Genomic DNA, 13,292 nt, shown 5'->3' on the forward strand with positions numbered 1-13,292 from the left:
GAAGCTCTCTGAGTGGCTTTTTTTATTGTTTTTTTCCAGAATGGGCTTGTGTTTCCGCCCAGTGCGCCAACATTGTTAACCAGTATTTATGAAAGGTGCGCCATGACGACTACTCTGATTACCGAACAAACCCAATTGCCGTTGTTGCCACTGCGTGATGTCGTTGTATTCCCGCACATGGTAATCCCCCTGTTTGTGGGCCGCCCCAAATCCATTAAAGCCCTCGAAGCCGCCATGGATCAGGGCAAGAGCATCATGCTTGCCGCCCAGAAAGCCGCTGCCAAGGATGAACCTTCGGCAGATGACATTTACGAAATTGGCTGTATTGCCAATATCCTGCAAATGCTGAAATTACCCGACGGTACCGTTAAGGTGCTGGTCGAAGGTGCGCAACGTGCGCGGATCAGCAAGATCCATGATTCTGAATCGCATTTCTTTGCTGATTTGACACCTATCGCCGTTGACGAAGGTGATGAGTCGGAAGTGGAGGCCATGCGCCGCACTATCGTTCAGCAATTTGATCAATACGTCAAACTGAACAAAAAGATCCCGCCAGAAATTCTGGCATCCCTGTCCGGTATTGATGATGCTGGTCGCCTGGCTGATACCATCGCTGCGCACCTGCCTCTGAAGCTGGAACAAAAACAAGTCATCCTGGAAATTTTCAGCGTGGCCAAGCGTCTTGAGCACTTGCTGGGTCAGCTCGAAGGTGAACTCGACATCCTGCAAGTTGAGAAGCGTATCCGCGGTCGCGTCAAGCGCCAGATGGAGAAGTCCCAGCGCGAGTATTACCTGAACGAACAAGTCAAGGCGATACAGAAAGAGTTGGGCGAGGGTGAAGAAGGTGCCGATATTGACGAACTGGAGAAAAAAATCCTGGCCGCCAAGATGCCTAAAGAAGCCCGCGACAAAGCGCAGAACGAGTTGAAAAAACTCAAAATGATGTCGCCGATGTCGGCGGAAGCCACGGTCGTGCGCAATTACATCGATACCATCGTCAATTTGCCATGGAAGAAAAAATCCAAGGTCAATAATGATTTGACGAATGCTGAAAAAGTATTGGAAGACGAACACTTTGGCCTGGATAAGGTCAAGGAACGCATTCTGGAATATCTTGCAGTACAACAGCGCGTCGACAAGCTGAAAGCGCCTATTTTGTGTCTGGTAGGTCCTCCAGGCGTGGGTAAAACCTCGCTGGGGCAATCCATCGCGCGTGCAACAAACCGCAAGTTTGTGCGCATGGCCTTGGGTGGTGTGCGTGATGAGGCTGAAATTCGTGGTCACCGTCGTACTTACATAGGCTCCATGCCAGGCAAGATCTTGCAAAGCCTGTCCAAGGTCGGTGTACGTAATCCATTGTTCCTGCTGGATGAAGTGGACAAAATGGGTGCTGACTTCCGTGGCGACCCTTCGTCTGCCCTGCTGGAGGTGTTGGACCCTGAGCAAAATCACACTTTCTCGGATCACTATATCGAAGTCGATTTCGATTTGTCCGATGTGATGTTTGTAGCGACGTCCAATTCCTACAATATCCCGCCAGCACTTCTGGACAGGATGGAAGTCATTCGTCTGTCGGGTTATACCGAAGATGAAAAGACCAGCATTGCACAACGCTATTTGTTGCCCAAGCAAATCAAGAACAATGGTTTGAAAGACGGCGAAATCACTGTGGCAGAAAGTGCCTTGCGCGACATCATTCGCTATTACACACGTGAAGCTGGTGTGCGTTCGCTGGAAAGGGAAATCTCCAAGATTTGCCGCAAGGTCGTGAAAATGCTCTTGCTGAAAAAGACCGAGAAAAAAGCGACGGTCAATTCCAAGAATCTGGATAAGTACCTGGGTGTGCGTCGCTACGACTTTGGCGTAGCTGTCAAAGACAATCAGATTGGTCAGGTAGTTGGTTTGGCCTGGACTGAAGTGGGTGGCGATTTGCTGACCATAGAAGCCGTAGCCATGCCAGGTAAAGGTGGTGTTATTCGCACAGGTACATTGGGTGATGTGATGAAAGAATCCATCGAAGCAGCCCGCACAGTGGTACGTAGCCGCGCCAAGCGTCTGGGTATCAAAGCGGATGTATTCGAGAAGAGTGACATCCATATTCACGTACCAGAAGGCGCAACACCAAAAGATGGTCCATCTGCCGGTATCGCCATGACCACGGCTCTGGTATCAGTGTTCACCGGCATCCCGGTTCGTGCTGATGTTGCCATGACAGGCGAAATTACACTTCGTGGTGAAGTATTGCCTATCGGTGGCTTGAAAGAGAAATTGCTGGCTGCTCACCGCGGCGGCATCAAGACTGTGCTGATACCTGAGGAAAATGCCAAGGATCTGACAGAGATTCCTGATAATGTCAAAAACAAGCTGGAAATCATCCCGGTAAGGTGGATAGACAAAGTCCTGGAAATCGCGCTGGAAACTCAGCCTGTTCCTCTGGTGGATGAGCCTGTTCCAGTGGTAGCTGCGACACCTGCCACAGCACCAACTGAGACACCTGCAGATACTACGGTGGTCAAGCACTAAGTTGTTGCTCTGAAATGAAAAAACGTCCGGATATCCGGACGTTTTTTTATGCCTGTCACTTATAAAAACTTGCTAATAATCAGTGGTTAATTACAGTTGCTAATAAGTTTGAGATGCTGCCCGGGCATGACGCAAATGAGAGGGCTGAATCACGCCCGGGCGGATCTCAAACCCAGTTGCGCATAAGGCCGACAGCCAGGCCTTCCAGCGCGAAATCTTCTTCAGTATCACCGATTTTGATGACAGGGTAATCCGGGTTTTCTGGCATCAGTTCTATCAGGTTGCCAGTTTTCTTATAGCGCTTCACTGTCACATCATCACCCAGACGTGCGACCACGATTTGGCCATTACGGGCGCTGTCTGCTTTTTTGACTGCCAGCAAGTCGCCATCAAATATGCCGGCATCGCGCATGGACATGCCGCGTACCTTCAGCAAAAAGTCTGGCTTGGCCGAGAAAAGCGCGGGGTCCACATGATATGTGGATTCAATATGTTCACTGGCCAGTATCGGCGAGCCAGCGGCGACGCGCCCTACCAGCGGCAGGCTCAGCTGCATCAGGGCTGGGTGGGGCAGGGCCAGTTGCTTGCCCGTAATATGGCTGGACAACTCAGACTCCAGCAGACGTATGCCACGTGAAGTGCCTGCGGCAATTTCAATGACACCTTTGCGTGCCAGGGCTTGCAAATGCTCTTCTGCAGCATTGGTTGAGCGAAATCCCAATTCTGTCGCAATTTCGGCACGGGTAGGGGGAAAGCCCGTGTTTTGAATGGCGTCTTTAATCAGGTTCAGGATTTGTTCCTGGCGGGCGGTGAGTTTAAGCATGGCGTTTTCTAGTGTTAAGGTGCTGTATATACAAGCAGTCTGTATTTTTATACAGTAAAGCTGAATATGCAAGTCAAAATGCCTTCAATTGCACATAAATGTGAAAAAAATACCTCACTTGCCTTGAAGAATTGGCGGATTAAGTGCCTAAGTCACTGATCTAATTGATCAATATGAAAAACTGGGTTATTATTGTCGGCTTTCCTCTTCCCGCACTCGTCTTGACGCCGAGGCGGGCTATTTTTATTGTCCACAAGGAGAATATATGCGTCATTATGAAATCGTATTTATCGTACATCCAGATCAGAGCGAGCAAGTTCCTGCAATGATCGAGCGCTACAAGGCAAGTGTTGTAGCCCGTGGTGGTCAAATCCATCGCGTTGAAGACTGGGGCCGTCGTCAATTGGCTTACATGATTCAAAAACTGGCAAAAGCACACTATGTTTGCTTGAACATCGAATGCGATGCTGAGACTCTGCTTGAGTTGGAAACAGCATTTAAATTCAATGATGCTGTTTTGCGTCACCTGACAGTCAAATTGAAAAAAGCAGAAACAACACCTTCTCCTATGATGAAAGCTGTTCAGAAAGAAGATGCTGCAAAAGCGCAACGTGTTGAAGCGCCTGCTGCTTAATAATTGACAAAGGTCGCGTAAAAAATAGTGAATCAGCTGAAGCTCGTAGCCCGGATTGTGGAAAAAAGCGCATTGCGCTACACCCCGGCCGGTATCCCGATAGCTTCTGCTACCTTGATGCATAGTTCAGAAACTCGTGAGGCGAACACAGTTCGGCAGGTCGAGTTTGAAATTTCTGCGATGGCTGCTGGTGAAATATCCCAGCGTTTTACAGAAATTGCCCTGGACCAGTTCATGGAATTCACTGGTTTTTTAGCGCGCAAAAATCGCAATAGCAAAAGTCTCGTTTTTCATATCACTGAATTCGAGACACATTTACTAGATTAGGAGCCAAAAATGGCATTCGGTAAAAAATTCGACAAAAGCAAATTGAAGCAAAAGCGTCAACAACAAAACCCTTTGTTCAAGCGCAAAAAATTCTGCCGCTTCACAGCAGCACATGTAGAAAAAGTTGACTACAAAGACATCGACACACTGAAAGATTTCGTGCAAGAAAACGGCAAAATCATGCCAGCACGTTTGACCGGTACAAAAGCGCTGTATCAACGCCAAGTTGACACTGCAATCAAACGTGCACGTTACCTCGCGTTGCTGCCATACACTGATTTGCACACAGCGTAATTGACGACAAGGTAAAGGAGAAAAATATGCAAGTTATTCTGTTGGATAAAGTCGTTAATCTCGGCAATCTGGGTGATGTAGTTCGCGTTAAAGACGGCTATGCACGTAACTTTTTGATTCCACAACGTATGGCTCGTCGTGCTACGACAGCTGCAGTTGCTGAATTCGAAGCAAAACGCGCTGAACTGGAAAAAGCAGCAGCAGCCAAATTGGCAACTGCTCAAGCTCAAGGCGAAAAACTGTCCGGTCTGACCGTACAAATCACACAAAAATCTGGTGTAGATGGCCGTTTGTTTGGTTCCGTCACTAACGCTGATATCGCTGAAGCCCTGACTAAACAAGGTTTCGCGATAGAAAAAGCACAAGTGCGTTTGCCACAAGGTCCGTTGAAGATCGCTGGTGATCACAGTGTTTCCGTTGCTTTGCACACTGACGTTGTTGTTGACGTTAATGTTGCAGTAGTGGGCGAGCACGCGTAATTTGCTTTTTGCAAATTGCTGGAAAAAAAGCCGGGGATTCCCGGCTTTTTTCATGTTTGACAGCAATTTTTCACTATTTATCTGTTTGTCACAAACTTGTCACAAACTCGCCAACTTCTCGTACTTTGAACGCTCTGGTAATTTGATTTAACGGTTATAATGCGCGCCATGAAAGCTGGTTCTGATCCTCAAGTTGACGCCTTACGCGTCCCCCCCCATTCCATAGAAGCAGAGCAATCTGTTCTGGGTGGTCTATTGCTGGATAACGCGGCCTGGGACCGTATCGCCGACTTTATCGGTGAAGAAGATTTTTATCGTTATGACCACAGGATTATCTTCCAGTGCATCGTCAAACTCGTTAATAGTTCGCGTCCGGCTGACGTCATTACCGTCTTTGAGGCGCTGACCAGCACGGGCAAGGCAGACGATGCTGGTGGCTTGACTTACCTGAATGCACTGGCACAAAACACACCTTCAGCCGCAAATATTCGCCGCTATGCAGAAATTGTCCGTGACCGCGGTGTGCTGCGCAAGCTGATTACCGTTGCAGATGAAATTTCAGGCAATGCTTTCAATCCGCAGGGTAAGGAAGTCAAGCAAATGCTGGACGAAGCCGAATCCAAGATTTTTGCGATTGCCGAGGAAGGTGCCCGTGGTGCCCAGGGTTTTCAGGCTATCCAACCCTTGCTGACTCAGGTGGTTGAGCGCATTGATGAGCTATACAACCGCGATAATCAAAATGATATTACCGGTGTGCCTACTGGCTTCACCGATCTGGACAAAATGACTTCAGGTTTGCAGCCTGGTGATCTGGTGATTGTTGCTGGTCGTCCATCGATGGGTAAGACAGCCTTCTCACTCAACATCGGTGAGAACGTGGCTATAGACAGCGGCTTGCCGGTTGCCGTGTTCTCCATGGAGATGGGTGGTGCACAGCTGGCCATGCGTATGCTGGGCTCGGTAGGGCGTCTGGATCAAAGCCGTCTGCGCGTTGGTAAGCTGACTGATGAAGACTGGCCACGTCTGACGCACGCGATTCAAAAGATGAATGAAGCGCAACTGTATATCGATGAAACGCCAGCGCTGAGCTCTATAGAATTGCGCGCACGTTCACGTCGTCTGGCACGCCAATGTGGCAAGTTGGGCCTGGTAATTGTCGATTACTTGCAATTGATGTCAGCCAACTCTGCCGGTGAAAATCGCGCGACCGAGATTTCCGAGATTTCCCGAAATTTGAAAGGCCTGGCAAAAGAGCTGCATTGCCCGGTGATTGCCTTGTCCCAGTTGAACCGCTCGCTGGAGCAAAGACCGAATAAACGCCCCGTCATGTCTGACTTGCGCGAATCGGGTGCGATTGAGCAGGATGCTGACGTCATCATGTTTATTTATCGTGATCAGGTGTATAACCCGGACTCTCCAGACAAGGGCACGGCAGAAATCATTATTGGTAAGCAGCGTAATGGCCCTATTGGCAGTGTGCGTCTGACTTTCCTGGGCGAATATACCAAGTTCGATAATTATGTTGGTTCCCTGTCGATTTATGGTGATAGTGAATAATTTCAAAGAAAAAATGCTGGTGCTGGTGGGTAGACGCAAAGTAGTAAATCAAGACTTAAAAAGTAGAACTGTGTTGCCAGGCGTGCTTGATTGCATGCACTTGCCTGAGTAATTCTAGAAATCTTATATTTTCAGTGAGAATAAAATGTTTGGACGCTTGATGCCCACTGAGGGCAAATTTTTTGAACTCTTCAATCAACATGCAGAGTTATGTGTCAAAGGTTCCAAGGAAATGGTTGCCTTGATGACGAACTTTGATGATCTGGAGATCCGTGTTCACGCTATAGAGAGCATAGAAAAACAGGCAGATACTGTTACTTACAATACGATAGAGTTGTTGCACAAAACTTTTATCACGCCACTTGATCGTGATGACATCCATAAACTGATCACGCGCATGGATGACATTCTGGATTTGCTCGAAGATGCCGGCCAGACTATCTCCCTGTACGATATCCGCGAAATCACGCCAGAAGCAAAACGCTTGGCAGAACTTTGCCTGGGCTGCGCTGAAAAAGTGAAAGCTGCCGTCGCCTTGTTGCACAACATGGATAATTCTCGTGAAATTCTGGCGCTGTGCGAAGAAATTGATCGCCTCGAATCAGATGCTGACCATGTCATGCGTGCTGCCATGTCCAAACTGTTCCGTGACGAACCTGATGTCCGCAATCTGATCAAACTCAAAGCGATTTACGAAATACTGGAAACAGTAACGGATCGTTGTGAAGATGTTGCCAATATCATAGAAGGCATTATTGTTGAGAACGCTTAAGCGTCTGACTCTTTTATTTTGACGCCTAACAGTTCTCTGTCAATGCAGAGAGCGAACAAGGGAATTCACTTTTATGCAATCCTTTCATATGAGCCTGCACGTCGTCATCTTATTGGTGGTGCTGGCATTGTTATTCGATTTCATGAACGGCTTCCATGATGCCGCCAATGCGATCGCAACCGTTGTTTCAACGGGGGTATTGAAGCCCAGTCAGGCAGTGGCCATGGCTGCCTTATTCAATGTATTTGCTTTTTTTGTGTTTAATTTGTCGGTGGCCAAAACCATAGGTAAAGGCACAATCGATCCTGTTATTGTTGATCACTACGTCATCTTTGGCGCGCTGGTCGGGGCAATATTCTGGAATCTGGTGACCTGGTATTTTGGCATCCCGTCTTCCTCTTCCCATGCCCTGATCGGTGGTTTGATTGGTGCTGCGGTAGCGAAAGAGGGTACCAGTGCTTTGATTGCTGCTGGTCTCTACAAAATCATTTTGTTTATCGTCTTGTCACCGCTGCTGGGCTTTTTCCTCGGTTCTTTGATGATGCTGATCGTATCCTGGTTGTTCGTTAAATCAACACCAAGGAAAGTAGATAAATGGTTCCGTCGCCTGCAATTGGTGTCGGCTTCTGTTTTCAGTCTTGGTCACGGTGGTAATGATGCGCAAAAGACCATGGGTATTATCTGGATGTTGTTGATCGCTGCAGGTTATTCCAGCGAAGCCGATAAAGGTCCACCAGGTTGGGTAGTGTATTGCTGTTATGCAGCGATCGGTCTGGGTACTTTGTTTGGTGGCTGGCGCATTGTGAAAACCATGGGTCAAAAAATCACCAAACTCAAACCTGTAGGTGGTTTTTGTGCTGAAACCGGTGGTGCTATCACCCTGATCATGGCAACTGTATTGGGCATTCCTGTGTCGACAACGCATACCATTACTGGCGCAATTGTCGGTGTGGGTTCAGCACAAAAAATGTCTGCGGTGCGTTGGGGCGTAGCTGGCAATATTGTCTGGGCCTGGATCCTGACCATACCTGCCTCCGCTTTTGTGGCCGCGATAGCCTGGTGGATAGGCAGACATATTCTATAATTCTTGGTAATCGCCAGTAAAAAAAGCGCCTCAGTTGAAAAACTGAGGCGCTTTTTTATTGCAGGCCTGTTACCGGAATCGTCTACATTTGTTTGAACAAATGCACAAAGCTGCGACTGACTTCGAGTTTTTCTGTCAGTCCCTTGATTTGCACCAGATGGCGGCCACGCAGGTCACGTACAACACCTGAGATCGCCTTGGCATTTACCAGGGTGGATCTGTGGATTTGCCAGAACAGGGCAGGGTCCAGTTCATCTGCCAGATCACGCACAGGCTTGCGTATCAGGGCTTCGTAAGTTGCGGTTTGCACCCGTGTATATTTTTCATCGGATTGGAAGAACAGAATTTCTTCCACAGGAATCAGGCGTAATTCCTGACCTATAGAGGCTTGTATCCATTGCAGGTAATCGGGCTTGGGGCTTATGCCCATTTGCTTGGCCAACTGCGAGAGCATGGTGCTCATGTCATTTGGCTGGCTTTGAGCAGTCAATCTTGCCTTGAGTCTTTCAACTGTGCGTGTCAGTCTTTCTACATCGGCAGGCTTGAGGACATAATCTACTGCGCCATGATCAAAAGCCTGTATGGCATATTGATCATAGGCCGTGATGAATACGATGTGGGCCTTGTTGCCGATGTCCTTGGCCGCTTCCAGGCCGGTTTTAACTGGCATGCGTATGTCGAGGAAAACCAGGTCTGGTTTATGTGTTTCCACCAGGGCGACGGCTTCTTCGCCATTCTTTGCTTCATCCAGAATTTCCAGCTCAGGCCAGACTTGTTCCAGGCGCGACTTTAACTGGTCGCGCATCATTCTTTCATCATCAGCAATTATGGCAGTAGGCATGGTCAGCGTCATTGAAACTAGTTGGCTAATTCGTAAGGGATTTCTATAGTAACGCAAACTCCGCTAGGTTGATTAGGGGTAATGATCATTTGTCCCTTTTCTTTATAAATCAATTTCAGGCGTTCGCGTATATTTTGCAATCCAAGGCCAGTACCGTTGCTGGGCATGGCACCAAATCCCAGCCCATCATCACTGACCGAAACGCGCAACTTGTTATGCGCTACCTCTGCACGGAAGTGGATAGTGCCGCCTTCTGCCTTGCATTCCAGGCCATGCTTGATCGCATTCTCAACCAGTGACTGCAGCATCATTGGCGGGAAGGAGGCACTGCGCAAGCCTTCAGGCATGATGAAGTCAACATTCAATCTTTCTTCCATGCGCATTTTCAGCAATTCCAGATACGATTTGATCATGTCCGCTTCGCGTCCCAGATTGGTGACGCTGGCGTTTTCACGCATTTGTGGCAAGACAGCACGCAAGTAAGCGATCAGGCTGCGCTGCATGGCGGCAGCACGTGGCGGGTCGGTTTCTATCAAATACTCAACTGAAGCCAGGGTATTGAACAGGAAATGTGGTTCCACCTGTGCCTGCATCATTTGCATCTGCGCTTCACTGACCTGACGCAGCAGTGACTCACGCTCTGCAGCCATACCTGCTTCCTTGGCTTTTTCTTCCGCCTTGACTTTGCCACTCATCAGGGCCTTCATGCCGAATAGGCCAAAGACCAGCAAGACGACGAAGTTGACAAACCATTTAGATGATGTACGTTTGTAGCTCTTTACCTCTTCATCGGCTGCATCGGCCACGGCATTATTGATTTCCTCACTGATTTCTCTTGCTACTTCGGCAGGCAATTTGATGTGAATATCGTCACCTTCCGAGATGGATGGCGGACTTGGTGGTGCTGGTGGCACTATTACACCAGAAGCATTGGGTGCTGCTGGTGCGGCTGGTGGTGCAGGTGGAACAATGTTGCCGTCTTTGCGGATATGAACGCCATTCTCATCGATCTCTATCTGTTTGCCCTTGCCGTCGATATTGTTTTTGCGAATATGCAGGCCAGTATTGTCTATCTCTATACTGGTGTCGCCATCAGTGATCTTGCTGGTTTTTTTTGATTTGCCGGGTGATTTGCTTTTGGTCACCACTACATTTTCTTCAGACGTAAATAACATGTCTTGCAGCATACTGCCAGCCGTGATGGTGATAATGGCAAATAAAAAAAACTTCCACCAGGATAATTTGGTGACCCAGGCTGCCGTTGTGTCAAAGCTTTTGCTAAGCCAGACCATGAGGTCTGCCATGAGCTGCTTGATCGTATCTGCATTGGTATTATTCATGATGCTTCTCTTTTAACGGTTATCCCTGACATATCAGCTGCAGTGCCATGCACTGGCTGCGTGCGACTCTTCAGTCCATGTTGATACTGTAGGGAAATCGTCCTTGCTTGGATAGCGACTTGCGACAGTCTGCAAAAAATGCAGGACAGAATGGAAAATGCCTCATTTAATATGCATGCTTGTAGACGCAGAAGTGTCAGAAGGGTAGGCTTTGTTGCACGCATCAGAGCTTTATAGGCAGCTTGCTGCGTGCCATGGGATTATCTGCTTGCCAGCCAGGCATGCAAATCATCGCGGGTCAGGGGTTTGGAGTACAGATAGCCCTGAGCGATATGACAATCATAAGAAAGCAGGGTGTTTGCCTGCATTTCACTTTCCACACCTTCGGCGATGATGGAAAGCCCCAGGTTTTTACCGAGTTGAACAATCATTTTGGCAATGCTGCCCTCATTCGGGTTTTTCTGGATTTCATTGACAAAGGCACGATCAATTTTTAATTTGTCTACATCGAGTTTTTGCAAGTGGCTCAGTGAAGAGAATCCGGTGCCAAAGTCATCTATCGAGATACTCATGCCCAGCTGCTTGATCTGATGCAGGGTTTTGATCAGCAATTCCGGATCTTTCATGGCCATGGATTCGGTAATTTCCAGTTCTACATATTTTGGCGGTACTTGGGTATCGGCCAGCGCCTTGTTCAGTGATTGCATGAACAGGGGGTGTGAAAACTGTGCCTGCGAGACATTAATGGCCATCTGGAAATTGGTATAGCCAAGGCTGCGTAAATGCACGAGCTCGAGGCATGCGGTACGCAAGACCCATTCACCTATATCGACAATCAGGCCAGAATATTCTGCGATAGGAATAAACTGATCTGGCGGAATAAATTTACCCTCATCGGTTTTCCAGCGAAGCAAAGCTTCTGCCCCGAGTACGCGACCATCGCGCATATCGATCTGAGGCTGGAAAACCAGGAATAATTTTTTTTGTTCAAATGCTGCACGCAGGGCATGCATGAGCAGGACGCGTTCACGTATCTCTACACCCATATTGCGGGTGAAATACTCGTAACCACCACGACGGTTCATTTTTGCACGTTTCAGTGCGATATTGGTGTCCTTCAGTGCTTCTGAGCCATCGCTGTCATAATCATCAAGCTTGATCAGGCCTATGGTCGCAGATAGCTGCACATCTTGCTGATCAACATCGAAAGGTGAGTTGAATAAGGCCAGAATTTTATCCGGGCAGACCAAAGTTTCATCACCCAGCAAGGCAAAGGTGTCACTGCCTACTCTTGCTAATTGGCAATGCTCGCCAAAATTCGCCACCAGTCTTTGTGCAACTGAGGACAATAACTGGTCACCAAACTGATGGCCAAGCGCATCATTGGTTTCGGCAAAATGGTCTATGTCTATGAGTGACAGTGAGCTGTGGTTTTTCAGTGAGGTCAGCAGGGTCTCATTCAAGGTCTGTAACAGCTTGAGACGGTTCGCCAATCCTGTCAGCGGGTCATAGAAGGCGTAATTATGCAGACGTGAAGTCAACATGACATTATCAAGGCCTACCGACACATTGCCGCAGAATACACCTAGCAGGCGCTTGTCCATTTCATTCAAGTGCAGACCGGTATTGAGGTAAAGCGTGAAATCTTTTTGCGCAACGTTATTGAAGTACAGTGCAGTTGATTCGGCTTCAAATATGCTTTGACGGGCTTCCAGCGAACGTTTGACGATATCGCCAGTTGCATGGCTACTTAGCTGTTCCAGTGGCTTATTCAGGCTGCCCAGATACATATTGGTGGTGGCGATAATGTACAGGTCGTCACTATCATCCTGCAGTTCCACGGGCACCTGCCTGGCGCAGACAAATCCTTCGGTATTGAGGCCCAGCAAGCCGGCAATCTGCACCAGTACGCCCGCCGCAAAATTTTGCAGGCCCTGCAAGGCCATTAACTCTGTGCTGGCATGGATAATCATTTCCAGGCCGCGACGGCTGGCACTGATAGCGCAAATCTGTTCGTAAGAGCGGATGGCTGATGTAACCGCAGTGTACAGCTTGGTACGTGTCAGTTCGGATTTGGTTTTATAGTCGTTGATGTCGTAATCGCGTATCGCATCAATTTCTGGCGCATAACCTGGTTGCCCGGTGCGCAGTATGATGCGCACATCAGTCAGATTTAGAGTTTTACGTATATGGCTGACCAATTGCAGGCCAGCGTCTTCCTGCTCCATGACTACATCCAGCAGGATGATGGCGATGTCTGTTTCATTTTTCAGAATGTCGCGTGCTTCTGCCGCTGAATAAGCATGCAGAAAACTCAGGGCGCGATGCTGGATCTCCAGGCTGCCCAACGCAAACGTTGTGGCCGAGTGGACATCTGGATCATCATCAATAATCATGATCCGCCAAGTCTGGGCTGGCCGCGAGGTCGCCGCAGTTTCATCGCTGTCTGGTTCGTCTAGGAAAACCAGATCATCTTCAGAAGAGTGGATCGTTGAATTCATCTGTAATGCGGCTCCATGCTTGGCATATCGTATGGTAAGGGCACTGCAAAATTGGTTCCTTGCGGAACTATGACACTAAAAGTATCAAGAGCCAAGCTTCATATATTTTTCATTGGT

At 48.3% G+C, this 13,292-nt stretch carries 12 protein-coding genes; 8 read left to right on the forward strand and 4 right to left on the reverse strand.

Annotated elements, in window-relative coordinates:
• The first annotated feature begins 102 nt into the window (after positions 1 to 102).
• Positions 103 to 2,523: an endopeptidase La gene (lon, locus tag ACO0LD_RS15955; protein ID WP_423008496.1), complete on the forward strand. Its 2,421-nt coding sequence runs from the start codon at positions 103 to 105 to the stop codon at positions 2,521 to 2,523.
• A gap of 166 nt (positions 2,524 to 2,689) precedes the next feature.
• On the opposite strand, the gene lexA is transcribed toward lon, so the two are convergent.
• Positions 2,690 to 3,346, reverse strand: coding sequence for a transcriptional repressor LexA (gene lexA, locus ACO0LD_RS15960; protein WP_423008498.1), 657 nt, complete (start codon positions 3,344 to 3,346; stop codon positions 2,690 to 2,692).
• 265 nt (positions 3,347 to 3,611) lie between these two features.
• On the opposite strand from lexA, the gene rpsF reads away from it, so the two are divergent.
• The 7 genes from rpsF (at position 3,612) to ACO0LD_RS15995 (ending at position 8,493) form a co-directional block, all read left to right on the forward strand.
• Positions 3,612 to 3,980, forward strand: a complete 369-nt coding sequence (gene rpsF, locus ACO0LD_RS15965; RefSeq protein ID WP_110252958.1) for a 30S ribosomal protein S6 — start codon at positions 3,612 to 3,614, stop codon at positions 3,978 to 3,980.
• Between the two features lie 27 nt (positions 3,981 to 4,007).
• Entirely contained in the window at positions 4,008 to 4,307 is a 300-nt protein-coding gene (gene priB / locus ACO0LD_RS15970) for a primosomal replication protein N (protein ID WP_423008500.1), read from the forward strand.
• 9 nt (positions 4,308 to 4,316) lie between these two features.
• Positions 4,317 to 4,601 (forward strand): 30S ribosomal protein S18, encoded by a 285-nt coding sequence (rpsR, locus tag ACO0LD_RS15975; RefSeq protein WP_110252960.1) that lies wholly within the window; start codon positions 4,317 to 4,319, stop codon positions 4,599 to 4,601.
• 26 nt (positions 4,602 to 4,627) lie between these two features.
• Complete coding sequence (gene rplI, locus ACO0LD_RS15980) at positions 4,628 to 5,080, forward strand: 50S ribosomal protein L9 (RefSeq protein ID WP_423008502.1); 453 nt, start codon at positions 4,628 to 4,630, stop codon at positions 5,078 to 5,080.
• A 168-nt stretch (positions 5,081 to 5,248) separates the two neighbouring features.
• A complete protein-coding gene (locus tag ACO0LD_RS15985; protein ID WP_423008504.1) occupies positions 5,249 to 6,637 on the forward strand; it encodes a replicative DNA helicase in 1,389 nt (462 codons plus the stop codon).
• A 145-nt stretch (positions 6,638 to 6,782) separates the two neighbouring features.
• On the forward strand, positions 6,783 to 7,409 hold the full coding sequence (locus ACO0LD_RS15990) for a DUF47 domain-containing protein (protein ID WP_110252962.1): 627 nt from the start codon (positions 6,783 to 6,785) through the stop codon (positions 7,407 to 7,409).
• Positions 7,410 to 7,482: 73 nt separating this feature from the next.
• Positions 7,483 to 8,493, forward strand: coding sequence for an inorganic phosphate transporter (locus tag ACO0LD_RS15995; RefSeq protein WP_423008506.1), 1,011 nt, complete (start codon positions 7,483 to 7,485; stop codon positions 8,491 to 8,493).
• A gap of 82 nt (positions 8,494 to 8,575) precedes the next feature.
• Here the strand turns inward: ACO0LD_RS15995 and ACO0LD_RS16000 are convergent, their stop codons facing one another.
• From ACO0LD_RS16000 to ACO0LD_RS16010, 3 genes are all read right to left on the reverse strand, one after another.
• Complete coding sequence (locus tag ACO0LD_RS16000; protein WP_423008508.1) at positions 8,576 to 9,334, reverse strand: LytR/AlgR family response regulator transcription factor; 759 nt, start codon at positions 9,332 to 9,334, stop codon at positions 8,576 to 8,578.
• Positions 9,335 to 9,351: 17 nt separating this feature from the next.
• Positions 9,352 to 10,674: a sensor histidine kinase gene (locus ACO0LD_RS16005; protein WP_423008510.1), complete on the reverse strand. Its 1,323-nt coding sequence runs from the start codon at positions 10,672 to 10,674 to the stop codon at positions 9,352 to 9,354.
• Between the two features lie 260 nt (positions 10,675 to 10,934).
• A complete protein-coding gene (locus ACO0LD_RS16010; RefSeq protein ID WP_423008512.1) occupies positions 10,935 to 13,175 on the reverse strand; it encodes an EAL domain-containing response regulator in 2,241 nt (746 codons plus the stop codon).
• Positions 13,176 to 13,292: the final 117 nt, after the last annotated feature.

The sequence above is a fragment of the Undibacterium sp. Ji83W genome, from assembly GCF_049340385.1.
Taxonomy (GTDB): domain Bacteria; phylum Pseudomonadota; class Gammaproteobacteria; order Burkholderiales; family Burkholderiaceae_D; genus Undibacterium.